The 20,254-nt window shown below is 60.7% G+C and carries 20 protein-coding genes; 15 read left to right on the top strand and 5 right to left on the bottom strand.

Annotation, left to right across the window (positions count from 1 at the left end):
- Positions 1–354 precede the first annotated feature (354 nt).
- Positions 355–885: an SPW repeat domain-containing protein gene (locus NMAG_RS01445; RefSeq protein WP_004213784.1), complete on the top strand. Its 531-nt coding sequence runs from the start codon at positions 355–357 to the stop codon at positions 883–885.
- Between the two features lie 207 nt (positions 886–1,092).
- Here the strand turns inward: NMAG_RS01445 and NMAG_RS01450 are convergent, their stop codons facing one another.
- Positions 1,093–2,055 carry a transcription initiation factor IIB gene (locus NMAG_RS01450; protein ID WP_004213785.1) on the bottom strand — a complete coding sequence of 321 codons (963 nt, stop codon included), beginning with the start codon at positions 2,053–2,055 and terminating at the stop codon, positions 1,093–1,095.
- A gap of 162 nt (positions 2,056–2,217) precedes the next feature.
- Here NMAG_RS01450 and rnhA point away from each other — a divergent pair, with 162 nt between their 5' ends.
- Entirely contained in the window at positions 2,218–2,811 is a 594-nt protein-coding gene (gene rnhA / locus NMAG_RS01455; protein WP_004213787.1) for a ribonuclease HI, read from the top strand.
- A gap of 80 nt (positions 2,812–2,891) precedes the next feature.
- On the top strand, positions 2,892–3,512 hold the full coding sequence (locus tag NMAG_RS01460; protein ID WP_004213788.1) for a DUF7108 family protein: 621 nt from the start codon (positions 2,892–2,894) through the stop codon (positions 3,510–3,512).
- Between the two features lie 187 nt (positions 3,513–3,699).
- Here the strand turns inward: NMAG_RS01460 and NMAG_RS01465 are convergent, their stop codons facing one another.
- A complete protein-coding gene (locus tag NMAG_RS01465) occupies positions 3,700–4,059 on the bottom strand; it encodes a PadR family transcriptional regulator (RefSeq protein WP_004213790.1) in 360 nt (119 codons plus the stop codon).
- 203 nt (positions 4,060–4,262) lie between these two features.
- Between NMAG_RS01465 and NMAG_RS01470 the strand changes: the two genes are divergently transcribed.
- From NMAG_RS01470 to NMAG_RS01520, 12 genes are all read left to right on the top strand, one after another.
- Complete coding sequence (locus NMAG_RS01470) at positions 4,263–4,796, top strand: inorganic diphosphatase (protein WP_004213792.1); 534 nt, start codon at positions 4,263–4,265, stop codon at positions 4,794–4,796.
- Positions 4,797–4,973: 177 nt separating this feature from the next.
- Complete coding sequence (locus tag NMAG_RS01475; protein ID WP_004213793.1) at positions 4,974–5,138, top strand: hypothetical protein; 165 nt, start codon at positions 4,974–4,976, stop codon at positions 5,136–5,138.
- A gap of 379 nt (positions 5,139–5,517) precedes the next feature.
- Entirely contained in the window at positions 5,518–6,861 is a 1,344-nt protein-coding gene (locus NMAG_RS01480) for an alkaline phosphatase family protein (protein WP_004213796.1), read from the top strand.
- Positions 6,862–6,919: 58 nt separating this feature from the next.
- Positions 6,920–7,042 (top strand): DUF6498-containing protein, encoded by a 123-nt coding sequence (locus NMAG_RS22600; RefSeq protein ID WP_257719845.1) that lies wholly within the window; start codon positions 6,920–6,922, stop codon positions 7,040–7,042.
- A 62-nt stretch (positions 7,043–7,104) separates the two neighbouring features.
- The gene (locus NMAG_RS01485; RefSeq protein ID WP_004213797.1) at positions 7,105–7,518 is read left to right on the top strand and encodes a DUF371 domain-containing protein; all 414 of its coding nucleotides are present in this window, start codon (positions 7,105–7,107) and stop codon (positions 7,516–7,518) included.
- A 103-nt stretch (positions 7,519–7,621) separates the two neighbouring features.
- Positions 7,622–7,801 (top strand): hypothetical protein, encoded by a 180-nt coding sequence (locus NMAG_RS01490; protein WP_004213798.1) that lies wholly within the window; start codon positions 7,622–7,624, stop codon positions 7,799–7,801.
- 72 nt (positions 7,802–7,873) lie between these two features.
- Positions 7,874–8,710 carry an endonuclease III domain-containing protein gene (locus NMAG_RS01495; RefSeq protein WP_004213799.1) on the top strand — a complete coding sequence of 279 codons (837 nt, stop codon included), beginning with the start codon at positions 7,874–7,876 and terminating at the stop codon, positions 8,708–8,710.
- 150 nt (positions 8,711–8,860) lie between these two features.
- Positions 8,861–9,367, top strand: coding sequence for a methyltransferase family protein (locus NMAG_RS01500; protein ID WP_004213800.1), 507 nt, complete (start codon positions 8,861–8,863; stop codon positions 9,365–9,367).
- Positions 9,368–9,600: 233 nt separating this feature from the next.
- Complete coding sequence (locus tag NMAG_RS01505) at positions 9,601–10,743, top strand: ABC transporter substrate-binding protein (RefSeq protein WP_004213801.1); 1,143 nt, start codon at positions 9,601–9,603, stop codon at positions 10,741–10,743.
- Positions 10,744–10,825: 82 nt separating this feature from the next.
- A complete protein-coding gene (locus NMAG_RS01510; RefSeq protein ID WP_004213802.1) occupies positions 10,826–11,974 on the top strand; it encodes an ABC transporter ATP-binding protein in 1,149 nt (382 codons plus the stop codon).
- 2 nt (positions 11,975–11,976) lie between these two features.
- Complete coding sequence (locus NMAG_RS01515) at positions 11,977–12,912, top strand: ABC transporter permease (RefSeq protein WP_004213804.1); 936 nt, start codon at positions 11,977–11,979, stop codon at positions 12,910–12,912.
- Positions 12,905–13,711, top strand: coding sequence for an ABC transporter permease (locus NMAG_RS01520; protein WP_004213805.1), 807 nt, complete (start codon positions 12,905–12,907; stop codon positions 13,709–13,711). Before NMAG_RS01515 ends, NMAG_RS01520 begins: the two co-directional genes overlap by 8 nt.
- A gap of 180 nt (positions 13,712–13,891) precedes the next feature.
- Here NMAG_RS01520 and NMAG_RS01525 read toward each other — a convergent pair whose 3' ends face one another.
- The 3 genes from NMAG_RS01525 to NMAG_RS01535 all read right to left on the bottom strand — a co-directional run bounded on the left by NMAG_RS01525 (position 13,892) and on the right by NMAG_RS01535 (position 20,107).
- Positions 13,892–16,261 carry a PAS domain-containing sensor histidine kinase gene (locus NMAG_RS01525; RefSeq protein ID WP_004213806.1) on the bottom strand — a complete coding sequence of 790 codons (2,370 nt, stop codon included), beginning with the start codon at positions 16,259–16,261 and terminating at the stop codon, positions 13,892–13,894.
- A 25-nt stretch (positions 16,262–16,286) separates the two neighbouring features.
- The gene (locus NMAG_RS01530; protein WP_004213808.1) at positions 16,287–17,600 is read right to left on the bottom strand and encodes an RNA-guided endonuclease InsQ/TnpB family protein; all 1,314 of its coding nucleotides are present in this window, start codon (positions 17,598–17,600) and stop codon (positions 16,287–16,289) included.
- A gap of 572 nt (positions 17,601–18,172) precedes the next feature.
- Entirely contained in the window at positions 18,173–20,107 is a 1,935-nt protein-coding gene (locus NMAG_RS01535; protein ID WP_004213809.1) for a beta-CASP ribonuclease aCPSF1, read from the bottom strand.
- Between the last annotated feature and the right edge of the window lie 147 nt (positions 20,108–20,254).

The raw sequence follows: 20,254 nt of genomic DNA on the forward strand, positions 1-20,254 counted from the left end.
TAACTCTAAAACCTGTTTTCGGTTAGTGGTCGACCCCTAATAAAACTCACGTACGCGCGCGAGCGCGAAACAGCGGCGACGCCCTGTCTTCCATCCGCTCATTGCGGTTCTCAGACGTATATGTATGCTGTTCTCACTGCCCTTCCGCTCTCGTTTCGAGAGTAAGGCTGTACAATGTTCCGTCCCACGTATACAGCTATAGTAACAACTGCAACTAGTTACACACTGATCGCCGAGCAGGCTGGCGATCAGGTGTGTATTGACTTGCAGTGGCTACTATAGTCGAACTCACGCTGTCCCTGCAGGGGTGAGCACCAGACTCTTTTCACCCGGCGGTCGAGCGCCGTGTATCCAATGACCAGACCGACCTGGGACGCAGACGACCACGAACCGAGCGCGAAACACGACGAGCGCGGGCGTTCCGAGGGCGGCGCAACTGCACGGGACGTTATCGCGCACAACCCGAACCCGGATCGCCACGGACGGTGGCTGTCGGCGAGCATCGTCGTCCTCGGTGCTGTCGCAATCGTTCAAGCGGCCGCCTTCGATATCGTCGCAGGACTACTCTGGAACGCGCTTCTCGTCGGCGCAGCACTGATCGCAACTGGAGCGTACAACTACGCCAGGAGAGCGGACGCGGAGTTCGGGAGTGTGGGTGTGGCGATGCTCACTTCGGTTCTCGGTCTCTGGCTCGTCGCATCACCGTTCGTCATCGGTCCCGAGACCGGCACCGTCGCAGCGGCGAACGAACTCAGCGCGACGATTACGGTCGTCGTCGGTCTCCTGGTGGTCGGGATCGGAAGCTACAGCGCCGTCACAGCACGAGCACGCCGAGGAGATGCTGACGCTCGTGCAACTGCGGTGTACGATCGACGTGGGCAGTGATCTGTGAGGCGTGATTCGTTACAGTCGTCGACACACCCAATCCTCCCAATTCTCCTAATCCTCCTAATCCTCCTAATCCTCCTAATCCACCCAACCCGTCACCCATTATCTGTCACGCATGTCCCGTCACACGAGTCGGTCATCGATCAGCGGGAGCAGCGTCAAAAAAGTCTGTGAGTGCTGAATCGCAACCGCGAGCGAACGGTGTTAGCCGTGGATTCCCATCGCTTCGATCTGTTCCTGGTACCGGTTCCGGATGGTGACTTCGGTCACCTGGGCCACGTCTGCAACCTCGCGCTGAGTCTTCTTCTCGTTGCAGAGAAGCGACGCAGCGTAGATCGCAGCGGCGGCGTATCCGGTCGGAGACTTTCCGGAGAGGAGTCCTTCCTCGGCCGTCTTCTCGATGATTTCGTTGGCCTTGGTCTGGACTTCTTCGGAAAGCTCGAGTTCAGAACAGAAGCGGGGAACGTACTTTTTCGGGTCGACGGGGCGCATCTCGAGGCCGAGTTCCTGCGAGATATACCGATACGTTCGACCGATTTCCTTGCGTTCGACGCGTGAGACTTCCGAGATTTCTTCGAGACTGCGTGGAATGCCTTCCTTGCGGCAGGCAGCGTACAGTGCAGACGTTGCGACACCCTCGATCGAACGGCCGCGAATGAGGTCTTCTTTGAGCGCGCGGCGGTAGATCACCGACGCGACTTCGCGGACCGATCGCGGGACACCGAGTGCCGATGCCATCCGGTCGATTTCGCTGAGTGCGAACTGCAGGTTGCGTTCGCCGGCGTCTTTCGTTCGAATTCGCTCTTGCCACTTGCGCAGTCGGTGCATCTGACTGCGCTTTTTCGAGGAAATAGAGCGTCCGTAGGCGTCCTTGTCCTTCCAGTCGATCGTCGTCGTCAGCCCCTTGTCGTGCATCGTCTGTGTCGTTGGGGCACCGACACGGGACTTCTCCTGCCGTTCCTGGTGGTTAAACGCCCGCCACTCAGGTCCTGGGTCGATTTTTTCTTCCTCCACGACGAGCCCACAGTCCTCACAGATGAGCTCACCCCGGTCGGAGTCCTTTACGAGATTGTCCGATTCACACTCGGGGCAGGCACGTACCCCCTCCTGATCTTCGGTCTCGTCCTTCTCACGCGTTCGCTCCCGCTGGCGGGTGGACCGTGTCATCGCACTTTTATAGTAGTATCACCAGCATACATAAACCTTTGGTAACCTGTTTCGACTATTGACGGAAGACGCCCGAAATCGAGGGATATGAGGGCTCAGATCCGAAGTTTTCGATTTGAAACCGGAAAACCTTTATTTGAAACTGGCCGACCACAGCACCGAATGCCGGTCATCGAGTGTGATGTCGACGACGCGCGTGAACGCCTCACAGACGCTGGTGTCGCCGTCGAATCCGGAAACACGGACCACGAACGCTGGCGTGCGAGCCGCGGCGACGCAACTGCTGTCGCCTACGACGACAAGGTCGTTATCCAGGGCGGCGAGCCCCGGGTACTCGAGTCCATCCTTCGCGAGGGCGGCGGTCGTGCGCACGTCTACTTCGACGGTGGCGCGCGCGGGAACCCCGGCCCGGCGGGGATCGGCTGGGTGATCGTCACGAGCGAGGGGATTGTCGCGGAAGGCAGCAAACGAATCGGGCGCGCGACGAACAACCAGGCGGAGTACGAGGCGCTGATCGCTGCACTCGAGGCCGCGCGCGACTACGATTACGACGAGATTCACGTCCGCGGGGATTCGGAACTCATCGTCAAACAGGTGCGCGGGGAGTACAACACGAACAACCCGGAGCTTCGGGAGCGGCGCGTGACGGTTCACGAACTGTTGCGCGCGTTCGACGAGTGGACGCTGGAGCATGTTCCCCGCGAGGTCAACAGTCGGGCGGACGAGCTTGCGAACGAAGCGCTGGATGGAGCGTAAGCACGTCGGTCAGGACCACCGATTGACCGCCCGAACGCCGGATCAGCAAGCCACAAACCCTCGCGCACGAACACTCTTGTATGACCGTCGACCTCCCTGCTGACGTCATCGAGGACGCCGAACGCCTCACTCGCCTCGTGCGTAAGACGCCCGACGAGAACGAGGCCGCAGCCTACGAGGACCGCCGTGACGACCTGCTTGCCACCCACGAATACCGCGCGCGCATCCGCAACGACGACGACGGCGACGCGGTCCTCGTACTCCACCCCGCCGAGTGGCACGACAGCGAGGCAGGCGTCATCAGAACTGACCAGATCGACGACCTCTCGCGCGCAGTCGAGATCCAACTCGAGGGCACCGCCGATCCGGACGACTGGGAGACCGTCGACGCCACCAACCGAGAACTCGTCGAAGCGGTTCGTGAGGAACACGACAACGTTCACGGCGAGAACGCGCGTCTGCTCGCGGACTTCGCGGGCAACCACTACGCGAAGCCGATCACATCGCTGACCCCTGCGGAACTCGCGGAGTTTCTCTCTGAGTACGTCGTTCGAAACGCGTGGCCGACTGAAGCACAGACGGCTGTGCTCGAGGAGTCACTCGAGTTAGTATTCGACGTAGCCGACGAACCGTACCCGGGGATCGAGAGAGAGACAGCACAGCCGGCACTGGATGACGCCGTTGGTGAGGATAGCGAGTAGGGCGTTGGTGCGAACGTGAATGTGGTTGCGAACGAGTCTGAGGATGGGAGTCGGCCGTTCGTACTGGAGCGTAACTGGAGTGCTGTTGCGCTGTCGCGGTGTTTGCTATCGTCCCGTTGGACTGTTCGCTATCCTCTCTTATACCGACGCGCGGACCGCAAAACGAAGTACCGAACTGCCCGACAGTTCAGTAGCTGTTCTCGATGATCTCGGTGATCTCGTCGGCGCGGTCGTCGCCCGTGACGACCTTCGAGAGGGTCCAGCTGAGGCCGTCGAGGACGGCGTCGTAGCCGTCATCGGTCAGCGAGTACTGGTTGGTTCGCTTGTCGAGTTCGCTCTTTTCGACCAGCCCGAGGTCGACGAGCTCGTCGAGGTTGGGGTAAAGACGCCCGTGGTTGACTTCGGTTCCGTAGTAGTCCTCGAGTTCACGCTTGATCGCCAGGCCGTACATCGGTTCCTTGGCGAGGATGACGAGGATGTTGTTCTGGAACGCTGTAAGTTCTCGTGCAATACTCTGTTCGCCGGTGATTGATTGTGCCTCTGACATACCTGTGCAAATGTCACCAGACTATTTAAGACTTGCCAACCATTCGGTAATATCGTCGGGTTAGATCGCATCTAACCGCTGACGATGAGTACAGGCGGGTCTGTACTCGGTGCCCGTGTGTGTCGGCTGTCTGGCAACCGTCACGTAGAATGTGAAACGTGATTAGGAAAGTACTTTTTGATCCACCGTGGAGAATTCGGTGCATGGTTAATCTCTGGGAAGATATCGAGACCGGACCGAATCCACCCGAAGAGATCTACGCTGTCGTCGAGTGTCTCAAGGGCGAACGGAACAAGTACGAGTACGACAAGGACGTGCCAGGCGTCGTCCTCGATCGCGTTCTCCACAGTAACGTCCACTACCCGTCTGACTACGGCTTTATCCCGCAGTCGTACTACGACGACGAGGACCCCTTCGACGTGCTTGTCCTCGTCGAGGATCAGACGTTCCCCGGCTGTATCATCGAAGCCCGCCCTGTCGCCCTGATGAAGATGGACGACGACGGTGAGCAGGACGACAAGGTCATCGCTGTCCCGTCGGAGGACCCACGGTACGACCACATCGAGGATCTGGAGGATATCCCACAGCAACAGCGCGACGAGATTGACGAGTTCTTCGCGACCTACAAGAACTTAGAGGAAGGCAAGGAAGTCGAGACGCTGGGCTGGGAGGACAAGCAGGCCGCCTACGACGCGATTGAGCACGCTCAGGACCTCTACGAAGAGAACTTCGAATAACGACGCCGCTCTCTTTGCGTCGTTTCTCACCGTTCCTTGCTGTTTCTGCGTCGACCGACGTGATCAGTCTCGACACCGCTCGGCGAGTCGATTCACCGTGGTTATCCAGTCACGGGTGGCTCATGCATTATGAGCATGGGTAATTTTAACCCGGTGTAGGTGGTACACTGATCCGTCATGGCAGTAACCAACCCGTCCTCGCGTGAATCGGTACCGGCTGACAAACAGGCAGCCGGTGTCGGGATGCGCCACATGACTGTCGTTCCGACCAACTTCGAAGCCGTCGTCGAGGAAGACTCCGATTCCGTCGCCAGTGGCGACGCCGACGGTCAGGACGACTGAGTCGGGTTCCGCGTTCGTGTGTCGCACTTCTCATACTGTCCCCACAGTGAACAGATTGTCCTTCACAACACTGACGAGATCCACAATACGGACCCGCTGGCCCGCTGGCCCGCCGAACCGGCGAACCACCGAACCACCGAACCACCGAACCACCGAACCACCGAACCACCGAACCACCGAACCACCGAACCACCGGACCACCGAACCACCGAACCACTGAACCACCGAACCGGCGAACCACTGAACCACCGAACCACCGAACCACCGAACCACTGGTCGCACCGCCGGCCATCCCCGACCGAACTGCCAACAGTTTCGTCCTTCTCAAAAGAGTGTCTCGAAACGAACCTTCTTGTATACGGTTGAACTACGTCCGTCCATGGGTCTATTCGACCGGTTGCGGGGCGATGATGCCCCCCGCGTCGCATTTATCGGGGTCGACGGCGTGCCGTATAGTCTGCTCTCAGCAAACGAAGACCTGTTCCCAAACTTCGCAGCACTCGCCGACGAGGGGACGGCGAGCGAAATTTCGAGCATCGTCCCTCCGGAATCGAGCGCCTGCTGGCCGTCACTGACGACCGGCGTCAACCCCGGCGAGACCGGCGTCTATGGCTTCCAGGACCGTGAAGTCGGAACGTACGACACCTACGTTCCAATGGGCAACGAGGTCCAGGCCGACCGCGTCTGGGACCGCGTCCAGGAAGAAGGCCGCCGGGCCACCGTAATGAACGTCCCCGTCACCTTCCCACCCCAGCGCAACGTCCAGCGGATGGTCTCCGGATTCCTCTCACCGGGCCTCGACAAGGCCGCCCATCCGGACGATGTTCGCGAGTACCTCGACACGCTCGACTACCGGATCGACGTCAACCCGAAACTGGGCCACGAAAAGAACAAGGAAGAATTCATCGAGGACGCCCACGAGACCATCGACGCCCGATTCGAGGCGTTCGAACACTACATCGAGGAGGATGACTGGGACCTCTTCTTCGGCGTCTTCATGACGACCGACCGGGTCAACCACTTCCTGTTCAAGGACTACGAACAGGACGGCGAGTACAAAGACGAGTTCCTCGAGTTCTACCAGAAGGTCGACGACTACATCGGCCGCCTGCGCGAGGCGCTTCCCGACGACGTAACCATGATCGTCGCCTCCGACCACGGTTTTACCAGCCTGGACTACGAGGTGCACTTCAACGAGTGGCTCCGCGAGGAGGGCTGGCTCTCCTTCCAGGACGACAGCCCCGACGAACTGGGCGACATCGCGACAGAGACGAAAGCTTACTCGTTCATCCCTGGTCGCTTCTACATCAATCTCGAGGGCCGCGAACCCCGCGGCTCCGTTCCCGAGGACGAGTACGACGACGTCCGGGACGAACTCAAGGCAGATCTCGAGGCACTCGAGGGCCCGGACGGAAACCAGGTCGTCGAACGCGTGGTGGAAAAGGAAGACGCGTTCCGTGGCGATCACGACGACATCGCGCCCGATCTGGTCGCGATTCCGAGCAACGGGTTCGACCTCAAGTCCGGTTTCAAGGGCGACTCCGACATCTTCACGACGGGTCCGCGAAACGGGATGCACAGCTTTGACGACACCTCGCTGTACATCGACGAGCCGAGTGCGTCGATCACCGATGCCGACCTCCTCGATATCACGCCGACGATTCTCGACCTGCTGGACATCGAGTACAGCCGCGGCGAGTTCGACGGTGCGAGCCTGGTCTGATCGCAGGTAGCTGTACCTCGTTCCCGGGTGAACCCGATCTTCCTCCCCTCTGGCCCGACTGTCCGCTCCTACCGGTGGCGTTGCCCTGCTGGTCGGCCTGAAACTGTACTTCGATTTCGAGGCACACCGACGAGAACACGAACGGGCACAGCGCCCGACGCCAGCGTCTTCGACTGGCTGAATCGGACCGACCCAATTCGCACCCGTTTTCCGCCCGGCGACGTACCGCCTACCAGAGACCACATGCAAGAAGTCATCAACGCCCAGGGCCACGAGCACGTCAGCGCCGAGCACGCCAGCACGTTCGAAGTAACCACCGACGACTATCTCACACCCGCAGGCGACTGTATCCTCGCCATCAACGCCGACCGCGCACCCGCAGACTTCGACCCCGACTTCATCGACGCCTGCCAGGACGCCGACGCCACGATCACCGTCACCATCGAAGCCGACGGCCACACCGAGACGGTGACCGGTCGTGGGGACCCAGCACTCGAGTACACCAACGATCGAAGTGCGGTTGGCCGGACGAGCGAGTATGTCGACGATCGGACGATTATGGTGGATGCGGAGTTCGCTGCGGAGGGGTTCGACCGCGACCTGGTCGAGGCGCTTGCGGCGGGTGCAGATGTGACGGTGACGTTCAGGGTCGAATAGGCGTTGTAGTCACGGTGCAGGAGGTGGCGACAGTTCGTGTCGTTGTTGCCACGAGAACCTGAACGGCCACAACACAAATGGCAGAGATCGAGAATCGGTCAGTATGTCACAACGCGTTATCTGTCCGCACTGTTCGACGAAGACCGCTGTCGAGATCACCCGAACAGTGCTCAGGACGCGTGAACGAACCGGATCACTCCGGGACGGGTATGATCGGTCGGCGACGTGCGACGAGTGTGAGGAGACGTTTGCGTGTAAGGTCGAGGACCCGCTGCGTCACTGATTCACTGTTGGCAACCCAGTCCCAGTGACCCGCAGAGAAAAACCGATACGCCTGTCTCCCCGAGAAGGCCATATGAGCGACGAGTCGGACCAACCGGCGGATCCCGAACCCGACCGTAACATCAGCGGTGGGACGACGGGCGGCGGTACTGCAGCCACGTTCGATCCGGCAACCGCCGACACGCGGGCCGAACGCGTTGTCGACCGCCTCGGAGAGCGCTACTGGCAGAAGACCTACGGCGGACAGGACGCCTTCACCTGTCTCGTCCGCACGATTCTGAGCCAGAACACGAGCGACAAGGCGAGCCAGCCGGCACACGATGCGCTGATCGACCGCTACGGGCACTCGAGTTCGCGTGCGGATCTCGCGGCCGCCCTCGCACACGCCGAGCAGTCACAACTCGCAGAGACCATCAGTTCCGCGGGGCTCTACAATCAGAAGTCTGCAATGCTCATCGACGCGGCCGAGTGGGTCTGTGACGAGTTCGGCTCCGCGGACGAATTCGACCGATTCGTCACGGACGAGACCCCCGACACCGTTCGCGAGACGCTCCTTGATGTGCGCGGCGTCGGCCCGAAAACGGCAGACTGCGTCCTCCTCTTCGCTGGCGGCCGCGGCGGCGTTTTTCCGGTCGATACGCACGTCCACCGAATCTACCGGCGCATGGGTATCGCACCCCCCGAGGCGGACCACGAAGAAGTCCGCACGGTGCTCGAAGCCGAGGTGCCGGCCGCGAAGTGTGGCTTTGGACATACGGCCACAATCCAGTTCGGGCGGGAGTTCTGTACTGCACGAAAGCCGGCCTGTCTCGAGGACCCCGAGGCGTGCCCGATGGCCGATATCTGCGAGCAGGTCGGTGTCTATCCCGAGACGGGCGAGGTCGTCGACCCGGCTGACGCGCCGACGTAAGCGCTCTCTGGGGGCCAGTCGGCCACTGCACGTCACGATACACGACACATCCGACCGACACACTCGTTTGACCGCACAGCACTCTCACAATCAGTGTACAGCGTTGTAGCCGTTACTAGAGTATATCCGTACTGAAGTACCACACGCTCTATGGCGCATCCGCTGGTACTCCTGAAAACTGCTGTCTTCACCGTCATCGTTCCCGGCACCGTCGCTGGACTCGTCCCCTGGCTGCTCGGACGAACCGATCTCGAGTACGACGTACTCGAGTCGCCGGTGATTCAGCGACTCGGCCAGTTCTCTCTGCTCAGTGGCGTCCTCCTGTACCTGCACACTGCGTTCCAGTTTGCAGACAGTGACGGAACACCCTTACCGAGGGACGAACCGGACGAACTCGTCACGGACGGCGTCTATGCTTACAGCCGGAACCCGATGTATATCGGGGTCGTACTGGTCGTTGTTGGACAGGCAGTCCGGTACCGGTCGGTGCTCGTCGGCTGGTGGGCGGTCGGTTGCCTGCTCGGCTTCCATCGACGCGTTGTGAGTTACGAAGAGCCGCATCTGGCGGCCGAACACGGTGGGGCGTTCGACGCGTACGTAGAGCACGTGCCACGCTGGCTTCCTCTGCCGCGGGCTTTCCGCCGAGTCATCGACTGAGCAGCGCGTTCGGTTCTGTGTCGCCTGTTCGTGGCTGTGGGTGACAATCCAAGAGACAGTTCAATTTTATTTGGTCTGGGAGGGAGGGTGATGGGACAGACGACTCAGCGTCAGCATTGACGGGCAATAGTGAATGGGTGTTGTTCCTATGGAGTGCATGGTCACGAGTCACAAACTGTAGTTCGGACATCACAACGGTTTTATGTCGTAATCCAGGTAGAACCGGGGCACCAATGGCTGCAGGCCCAGAACGGGATGCAGAGGTTGACGAGACGAAGTCCGCGATCGATACTGCAACTACGACGTCCGCCGGATCGACCTCGAGACGGCGGTTACTCTCCGCGACTGCGGTCGGTTCCGTCACTGCACTCGCCGGCTGTGCCGACCTGCTCGGCAGTGAGAACCCGCTGCGCGTGAGTATCTGGAGCGGGAACTACGCCGATCGCTTCGAGGAAGGTGTCGTCGAACGGTACGAGGCCGACCACGACACTGAGATCGAAATCCACCGCGGGTGGGACGAGATCCTGGCCGACATCCAGTCGGCACCCGAGGACAACCCGCCGTTCGACGTCACCGTTGCCGAGGGGAACTTCTACTACTACGGCCACCAGCAGGACCTCTTCGAGCCGATTCGCGAGGAGAACGTTCCGAACGCCGACGGCATCATCGACTTCTACAGCGAGATGCGCGACACAGAGTATGGGCTTCCCGTCGACGGCGCGCCGTGTACCATCATCCATCGCGAGGACGCAGACGTCGACCCCGAATCCTGGGGCGACCTCTCCTCGTCGGCCGTCGCCGACAGCACAGGCATCGGCGTCGACACCGGCTTCTGGTGGTACCCGCTCTACGCCGCTGCGATCGGGATGGACGAGGAAGACGGTGCTGGCGAAATGCACGACGAAGCCTACCACGACGACGTCCTCGAACAGGTCGAGAACTGGAACGTCCAGAGTTGGGCAAGCTCCGGCGAGGACATCTGGAACGCCTTCGAGAACGGCGTCATCGACGTCGCCCAGTGGTACTACGACCAGACGGCCTACGACATCGACGACTACGACGGACTGACCCACACGATGCCGGAACAGACGACGGGCTGGCTCAACAACTGGTGTGTCGTCCGTGGCACCGACAAGCGCGACGAGGCAGAGGAGTTCATCAACTTCCTGCTCGACGCCGACGTGCAGTCCGAGTGGTCCGAACACGCACCGATGGTGTTCAGCAACGAAGACATCGAGTACGCCGAGGGACTCGAGGACGACCTCCCGACGACGACCGAGGAAGCGCAAGATATCGCGTTCCCCGACTGGGAGTACCTCGCGAGTCACGACGACCACCTTTCGGACGAGTTCTCGACGATCCAACAGCAGTCCTGAGCAGCGCCACCGACGATCACTACTACCACTCCACAGTTTCACCCACCTGTCACTGAGCGCACTCCATACCAACTCCAGATCAATGTCAGAAATCACACTGAACGACTTAGAAAAGCAATACGGCGAGACGACCGCTGTTGAAGATGTCTCCGTCGAGATCGAAGACGGCGAGTTGCTGTGTCTGCTCGGCCCGAGCGGCAGCGGCAAGTCGACGACCCTGCGAATGATCGCCGGACTCGAGACGCCCACGAGCGGCGAGATCTCGATCAATGGCGACGACGTAACCGACGATCCGGCGTACGAACGAACCACCTCGACGGTGTTCCAGGACTGGGCGCTGTTCCCGCACAAGACCGTCCGCGAGAACGTCGAGTTCGGCCTCAAGATGCGCGGCGTCCCGGCCGACGAGCGCGAGCACCGGGCCGAGTCAATGCTCGAGCGCGTCCAGATGGAGGGGTACGGCGACGACGATCCGACGAACCTGAGCGGCGGCCAGAAACAGCGCGTCGCACTCGCCCGCTCGCTCGCGGTCAACCCGGACGTCCTCCTGCTTGACGAGCCGCTGTCGAACCTCGACAAGCGCCTGCGTGAGGACATGCAGATCGAACTGCGTGAGATCCACGAGGATTTAGACGAGACCTTCGTCCACGTCACCCACGACCAGGACGAGGCGTTCACGCTCGCCGACCGCATCGGCATCATGGATCAGGGCGAACTCATCCAGGTCGGTGACCCTGACGAGGTCTACGAGAACCCGACAAACCAGTTCATCGAGTCGTTCCTCGGCGACACCAACTTCGTCGACGCCCGCGTCACGCGAACGACCGGCGACGCCGTCTACGTCGACACCGACCTCGGCACCGAACTCGTGTTACCGACGGACGACGACCCGGCCGTCGACGAGGGGACGGCGCTGACGCTCTCGCTGCGCCCCGAAATCCTCTCGATCGACCACCCATCTGCTGGCGGCGACACGGCCGCTGATGACGCCAGCGAGCACCAACTCGCCACCGACGGTAGCTCACGAACCGCCGTCACCGGCACCGTCGAGAACGTCATCTACCGCGGCTCGACCGTCCGCTACTCCGCCGACATCAACGGGACGTCCATGTTCGCCGAGCGAACCGACGCGAGCACCGGCGCACTGTCGGCCGGCGAGCAGATCCGACTCGAGTGGAACGGCGCAGACGTACTGGCCTTCCGCGAGGATGGAACGCGGGTCTCCCTCTAAGAATGTCTGAGACGACATCACTGCCGCAGATTCCGACCTCACTCGACTCGCTCCGGGAGTCGTTCGCCGGGCAGTCGAGTTCGACGCGGGCGCTGCTGTTGATGGCCCCGTTGATCGCGTTCGAACTGCTGGTGTTCGTGATTCCGTTCCTGATCCTGTTGCGGATCAGCTTCGCGGAACCGTCGAGCGACCTGGTCTACGAACCCGGGACGTGGTCGGTCGAGGCCTACGCCGGCGTCATCGACAACATACTGGCGTTCGACCTCTTCTGGAGCATCGTCAGCTACTCGTTTCTGTTAGGGGTCGTGGTGACCCTCGTGACGGTTGTGCTCGCCCTGTTCTATGCGTACGCCATCTGGCGTGCGACCGGACTCCTCAAGACGCTCTTGCTGTTCTCGGTCGTCTTGCCGCTGCTCACGACGCTGGTGATTCGAACGTACGCGTTCACGCCGCTGTTGTCGCCGTCGGGAACGGTCAACGAGCTACTGCTCTCGGTTGGCCTCCTCTCGGAGCCGATCCAGTTCGTTCCCAGCACGGTCGGTGCCGTGATCGGACAGGTTTACATCGTCCTGCCGTACGCCGTGCTGGCGATCTACAGCGTGCTGGCGACGATGGACTGGCACGTCGTCGAGGCGGCCCGCGACCTCGGCGCGAGTCGACCGCGCTCTGTTGCGGAAGTGGTCGTCCCGCAGGCGATGCCCGGCATCATCGTCGCGGCGGTCATTTCCTTCGCCTGGAGCGTCGGCGCGTACGCCGCGCCGGGACTGCTCTCAGAGAACCTCACGTTCGCGCTCGAGGTTGAGCGTCTCTTGCTCGGTGGGCAGCGCTACCCGACCGCCGCCGCACTGTCAGTCATCATGCTCGTCCTGATGCTCGTCACGATTTCGATCATGTTCGCCGTTCTCAACCGCTTCGGAGGTGACTTCGACCTTGCATAGAGAGCGACTCGAGAACGCCGCCTTCCGCGCCGGGTACGGCGCGTTGCTGGTGTTCATGCTGTTGCCGCTGCTCGTCGTCGTTGTGACCTCGTTCTCGGCGTCGGGACGGGTCGCGTTCCCACCGGACAGTTACTCGCTCGTCTGGTACGCCGACTTCTTCGAGAGTACGCGCTGGTTAGACGCCTTCACGAACAGCATCGTCATTGGCGTCGGGACGGCGCTGCTCGCAACCGTGCTTGGCGTACTGGGCGCGTTCGGGCAGGAACTCGAAACTGACAGTGTGGTTGGCTCGGTCGTCGCACCGGTCGTGCTGATCCCGCTGTTGATCCCGCCGGTGATCCTCGGTATCACGCTGTTGCTGTACTTCAACGAGGTCGGCCTGCGGGGATCCTACGCGAGCATCATTCTGGCGCATACGCTGTGGGCGACCCCTCTCGTCTACTTCGTGATGCGCTCGGTGTTCAGCCGGTTCGACTGGCAACAGCTCGATGCGGCCCACGACCTCGGCGCGGGGCCGGTTCGATCGTTCGTCCACGTCGTCCTGCCGAACGTGAAACACGGCATCTTCGTGGGCGCGCTGCTGGCGTTCATCATCAGCCTGCAGGAGTTCGTGATGGCGCTGTTCCTCTCGACGCCGGGTACCGAGACGATTCCGGTGCTCGCCTGGACGGAAATCCGCCAGGCGCTCGACCCGATGGTGAGCGTCGTCTCGACGTTCCTCATCCTGATCTCGGTCGGCACGATCGTCGTCGCCGCGATCGCGACGAATCTCGAGTGGGTGTCAAAGCAACTCTCCTGACTCGCCGTCGCCGAGGCAGGGGTTCTCCGGTTTCCGTCTCTGCTACTCTTCGTGCCGTCTCTGCTACTCTTCGTGCGGAGGGTGGTTGGCAGAAGAGCAACAAGCGGGACAGGCAGCCGAAGTCGCTACGATATGCTGTGTATGGCTCACCCTGTCTGGTGCAGATCGAGAGTCAGAAACTCACGTCTCGCCACCGCTTGCAGCAGGGAGCGTAAACGAGAACGTCGCACCCTCTCCCGGATCAGACTCGACCCAGATGTCGCCACCGTGGCGCTCGATGATGCGCTTACAGATCGCGAGTCCGATCCCCGTTCCCGCGTACTCGTCCTGGGCGTGCAAGCTCTGGAATATCTCGAAGACACGCTCGCCGTCGTCCGGGTCAATGCCGATTCCCTCGTCGGCGACTGAGACGACCACTTTTGGACCGTTTCGCACAGCCGATATCTCTACCCGTGGCGTGTCGTCGCTGTACTCGATTGCGTTCGACAGCAAGTTCTGGAACACCTGCCGTAACTGCCCTGGATCACCCTCGACGCGAGGCAACGACTCGGCCGTAATCTCGGCACCGCTCTCTTCGATACACATCTGGAGGTCCTGACGAACGTCCGCGAGAACGGTATCCAGATCAATCGGCTCGAACGGATCACCGCGCGTTTCGATCCGCGAGTACTCGAGTAATCCTTCGATCATGTTGCGCATTCGGTCGGCACCATCGATGGCGAACTCGATGAACTCCTCACCGTCCTTATCGAGTTCGTCCGTGTAGCGACGATCGATCAACTGGAGGTAACTCGTGACCATTCGCAGGGGCTCTTGTAAGTCGTGTGAGGCGGCGTAGGCGAACTGTTCGAGGCGCTTGTTGGATTCCTCGAGTCGCTGCTCGAACTGCTTGCGCTCGGTGATATCGGACAGTGCACCGGGGAACGTTACTGGATTCCCGTCATCGTCGTATTCGACGTGACCGCGCGCAACGACCCACCGGAGTTCGTTGTTACTGTCCCAGACGCGGTACTCTTCTTCGTACTCCTCTCCCGATTCGATGGTGTCCTCGAGCCTCCGTTTGACTCGCTCGCGATCGTCGTCATGGATGGCCGAGATGAACTGGTCGAGCGAGACGCCCTCGGTGGCGGCGTCGGGATCGATCCCGAACTTCTTGGCGAACGACGCACCCGTGACCATCTGGTCCTCGGGAATGTGCCACTCCCAGGTCCCGACAGCGCCGGCTTCTGTCGCTGCTTCAAGCCGCTCTTTTGCATCCTCGAGATAGCGCTCGCGTTCGACCCGTTCGGTCACGTCGTTTGCCGCACCCAACCACTGAGTGATTTCGCCGTTCTCATCCAGCAGCGGTGTGGCACGTGAGACGATCCAGGCGACTGTCCCGTCTTCACGAACGATCTGGTGTTCCAACTCGACGCTACTTTTCGTGCGGATGGCTTCGTCAATAGCGTCCTGAACGCGAGGCTGGTCTGCGGGCGGAACGTGCTTTTCAACCCACGACGTCTCTTGCTCGCCGGTGTCCGCGAAGAAATCCGCCCCCTCTAAACTACGCATTTCGCTCCAGTCTGCGTTCGTACTGAACACCACGTCTGACGTGGTTGTGACCAACGCACGAAAGCGCTCTTCGCTCTCGCGCAGTTGTTTGTACGCTTCTTGTTTTGCCTGTCGGAGCAGTTCCTGTCCGCGCAGCACGACGTCCGATGCGAGCTGTGTATCCACCGTGTCTGTCTCCTGTAGCAGCTCCTGCTCGCCGTCTGCCTGGAGTTCCTTGACGATCGGCGTGATATCCTCGACACTATGGACGATGTAGTCGAGTTCGCCAGCCGTATCAAACACCGGTGAGTTAATCGGATTCCACCAGCGCTCTTCGAACTCGTCACCACCGGACTCGCGGTTGGGGATCGGATAGTGTGTCACCGGCATGGTGTCTGCTTTCCCGGTCTTCGCTACTCTATCGAGCGATTCGCGTAAGTTTTCGGCACCCTCGGCCGGATCGTCAGGGTTGTCCGGAAAGATTTCGAACAACGTTTTGCCCAGAATCTCTGCCCGCTCAGTCATCGTCGCGTCCAGATATGCATCGCTCACGGCCACGATTTCGTAGTCCCCTGGCTGGACGATGAGATAGTTGCCGGGCACGTTCTCGAACAGTCGCCGAAAGGTCGCTTCGGTGGCTTCCGGCTCCGCCTGTTTGCGTTCATCAATTACGCGAACGGTTCCGACCGCTCCTTGCACGGCATCGCCCACGTCGAGCGCGTTCATCCGCATTTCACAGCGAATCTGTCCCCCCTCGGCGGTCTCCATCGCAAGATCGAGTAGCTCGCTTTGATCGGAGGCGTTCGCTCGGAGGCGTTCAATCTCGTGTTCGATTGACACACTGTCGCCGCCGAAGAGCACCGAGACGTGCTCGCCGAGCAGTTCCTCACGCGTGTACCCGGTTATCTCGACGAGAGCGTCGTTGACCGAGACGAGGCGGCTGTCGCCGTCGAGTCGATAGATCCCATCGTCGATCGTATTATTGACATCCTCCTCCGCGTGAACGCGGAGGAATCCCACGGCACCGCACCGCTGGATTGGGATATTATGGTTTAGAGTCTACCACCTCTGTCCGAGGTTGGAATCCTCGGGAGAGGTCATGAAGGTAGACTCCTGGCTGTGCCAACCAGCCGGTACTCCTATCCCCACCCAAACTGGGTGCAGACTCGGAGTTACTTTCGTTGATGTCCAGACGGATGTTCTCCGCCCCGTTCACATCAGCGTTGAACGCCACGTCACACGACTCACAGACGTACAGGCCACGTTCAACACGCTGACTATCGTCTTCTCTCCCGCAGACACAACACGTCTTGCTCGTGTCACGTTCTGAAACCTCTACGACTTCGATTCCCTCAACCTTCGCCTTGTATTCGAGAATCAAGCTGAAGCGATCGAACGCCCATCCGTGCAGGTCAAGGTTACCGTGCCGACCCCAGTTTTTCGACTCACCATCTTCGTCTTCACGGACTCCTTCCAAGTCCCCGACGTTGATGCGGCCAACTCCTTTCTCGACACACCGTTCGACGATGTGCTTCGCTACGGAGTGGAAGAAGTGAGTCCGGCGCTCCGACCACTTGTGGTGGAGTCGCGTGGCTTCGTCGCCACCAGAATTGCCGCAGTTGGCGATTTCCTTCGGGAAGTAGTAGCCGTCCTGTTTCAAGCGGTTGCCGGGGTAGAGATCGGCGTCTTCGGTGCTGTAGGCGACGGCGGCAAAGTTGCTGATGCCGAGGTCGATACCCGCTGTCTCAGTGCCGGGAGCGTCGGGAGTCTCGATTTCGTCTTTGCAGACGAGGTGCAGCTCCCAGCGTTCCGTTGCACTGTCGTAGACGGCCCTGACTTGTTGTAGGTTTTCGATCGTGACACCGGGGCGTGTCTCGTATTCGACAAGGATGTATTCCCACGCTTTCGGGTGTTCTTTGTGATTCGCGCCCTTGGAGAGCCTGACGCGGTTGTTCTTGGTGTCGTGTTTGATGCCGTTTTGCTTCCACGTCACGGTGGAGCGCGGATGTTCTTCGTGGACGCGGCGGCCCTGGTCGTCATAGTAGTTTTCTTTGCGGTAGCCGGGCGGATTGTCCCTGTCATCGTCACTAGAGTACCACGAGTTGAAGGCTTCAGCGAGTTCCTCCAGAACCCGCTGACTGGACTGCGAATGGAGTCCCTTGTACTTTGGATGGGTCTTCAACTCGTCTTTCAGCTCCTCGTGGTCAGGAATCTCGCCCGTTTCCTCCCAGACGTCTCGGGAGTGGTAGTTGGCGACGTTCCAGAGCTTGCTGGCACTCCACCCGTGCCGGTCAAGCGAGTCTGCGACCTGTGAATGGTTGCAGATTTTCGCTTTGTGTGTTCGGTGAATGTCCAGCATTGTGGAACGTCTCTATAAGTACTTATACTCTATTGAAATGTAAAGATTGTGGTCAGCGTGGAATATCCAGCCGTGGTGTAACCGGTGGATTGTTGCTCACCGTGTCGGCTTCATCACCCGCCTGTTCGTCACTCGGTTCCGACAGTCGTCGGAACATCCCCACCTCACGGGAAGGCGGGTGTATTCGCCTTGAAATTCTATAAGGGTGCGATAGTGCTTGAGGGCCTCAGTGTCATCTGTCTCTCCCCAGAACGTCACTTCAGAAGACCCGGCCCGTTCACTCATATACACGTAGAGGCCCTCGACTCTGATAAGCTCCCTGCCAGACCGCTCGCTGTATTATAGTAACAACTGCACTATTTACACACTGATCGCCGAGCCGCCTAGCGATCAGGTGTGCAGTGACTTGCAGTGGCTACTATATAGCTGTGGGTCGAGGCGGAAAACTCGGCTGCCGGCGTGCGTTACACGATCGCGACCGGAGGCGCGGTCGGAGTCACAATCAAGGAGCAGGCAAGAGCCGGCCCGCGCCGGCGAGCACTACAGAGAAACGCAGCCTCAGTCGACGACGCCTACAGGAACCGGAACGTCTCCAGGTTCTTCGGCGCGAACGTGCGCATGTTGTAGTCGTGATAGAGCGCACTCGAGAGATCCTGCGTCGAGCGCTCGTCGCCGTGGACACAGAGCACCTTCTCGGGGCGCGGGTTCATCGTCTTCACGAAGTTCTCGAGTCCCGCGCGGTCGGCGTGGCCGGAGAAGCCGTCGACGGTTTCGACGTCCAGATTCAACGCGAGGGTGCCGCGGCCGTTGCCACTGCCCATCGCGCCGACTTCGCTCGTCGGGATCTCGTCCCAGCCGTTCTGGATCCGGCGGCCGAGGGTTCCCTGCGCCTGGTAGCCGACGAACACCATCGTCGACTCTGGATCCGGACCGATGTGGCCGAGCCAGGACATGATCGGACCGCCGGTGACCATCCCCGAGGTCGAGAGGATGATACACTGATCGCCGTCGGCGACCTCCTGTCGCTCCTCTTCGCCGCCGTCGATGTGGTTGAACTCCTCGGCGAGGAACGGATTCTCGTCCTCGTGGAAGATGCGGTCACGGAGTTCGTCACGCAGATACTCCGGATACGTCGTGTGGATCGCCGTCGCCTCCCAGATCATGCCGTCCAGATGGACCGGCATCGACGGAATGTCGCCGTTGCGCATCGCCTCCTCGATGACGAGCATAATCTCCTGGGAGCGACCGACGGCGAACGCCGGGATGACGACCTTCCCCCCCTTCTCGTAGGTCTCGTTGATGACTTCCTTGAGTTTCTCCTCGGAGTCTTCCTGATCCGTCTGGTAGTCGTTGCGACCACCGTAGGTAGACTCGAGGACGAGCGTTTCGACGCGCGGGAAGTCGTTAACCGCGCCGTTGAACAGGCGCGTATCGTCGTAGTGAATGTCCCCGGAGAAACAAACGTTGTAGAGGCCGTCGCCGATGTGGAAGTGCGAGACGGCCGAGCCGAGAATGTGCCCCGCGTTGTGGAAGGTGAGTTTCACGTCCGGCGCGATGTCCGTCACGTCGCCGTACTCGAGTGGGATACAATGTTTGATCGCCTCGCGGACCATCTCGGAGTCGTACGGTGGGGTGCGTCCCTCCTTGGCGGCGACGTCGAGGTAGTCGAGGGTGAGCAGGCCCATCAGGTCCCGCGTGGGTTCGGTACAGTAAATCGGGCCGTCGTAGCCGTACTTGAACAGGAGCGGGATAAAGGCGGAGTGGTCGAGGTGGGCGTGGGTGAGGACGACGGCGTCGATCGTTTCCGGACCGGCACCGAACGCCTCGGGGGCGTGGAGGTATGGAACCTCACCTTCGGCACCGGGCTTGTCACCACAGTCGACGAGGATGCGCGTTTCGGGTGTCGAGAGGATAAAGGAGGCGCGCCCGACTTCGCGACAGCAGCCAAGCGTCGAGATGCGGACGTACTCGTCGTCGGACATCTCCTCGCGGTGGATCTGTCGGCCGACCTTCTCCAGGATGTCCCGACGTTCGTCGCGCTCTTGCTTGAGGAAGCTCCGGACGTTCGAGACAGTCGAGGACTCGATCGGTGGCGTGCGGACGACTTCGGGTGTCCAGCCGACGCTCTTCGTGATGTCACGAAGCGTCGAGCCGTGGCGACCGATGACCATGCCCGGCTTTTCGGCCTCGATGACGACCTCGCCGGTGTCGGCGTGGAAGTCGAGGTCCGTGACGCCGGCCTCGTCGGGGATGACGTTCATGATCTCCTCGCGAGCCTCGTTCGGCCGGGAGAGGACGCTCGGGTCCGGCCGGACGGTGATGCGCTTTCGAAGCTTGCTCGCGAGCTTCCGGATGAGGTCGCCCTGCTGGGCGAACTCCTTTGGATCGCGCGTGTAGACGACCAGCTCTGGTCCTTCGTACTTCACCGAGGAGACCGAGATATCACTCGGTAACTCGCTCGTGATCTCTGCTTGCAAATCGTCGAGTTGCTGCTCTACAGTGCTCATAATCGCCAGATGTGGCTTGCGTGAACTCGCCGCCGGAGAGTACGTCCGTGGACGCTATCGCGAGAGAGATATCGACGCTGTGGTCGATTTCGATGCCGAGAGTGGTTCCGACAGAGCTGCCTGCCGTGATACGGTTCGTTGTAGTTC

The organism is Natrialba magadii ATCC 43099 (genome assembly GCF_000025625.1).
Classification (GTDB): Archaea; Halobacteriota; Halobacteria; order Halobacteriales; family Natrialbaceae; genus Natrialba; species Natrialba magadii.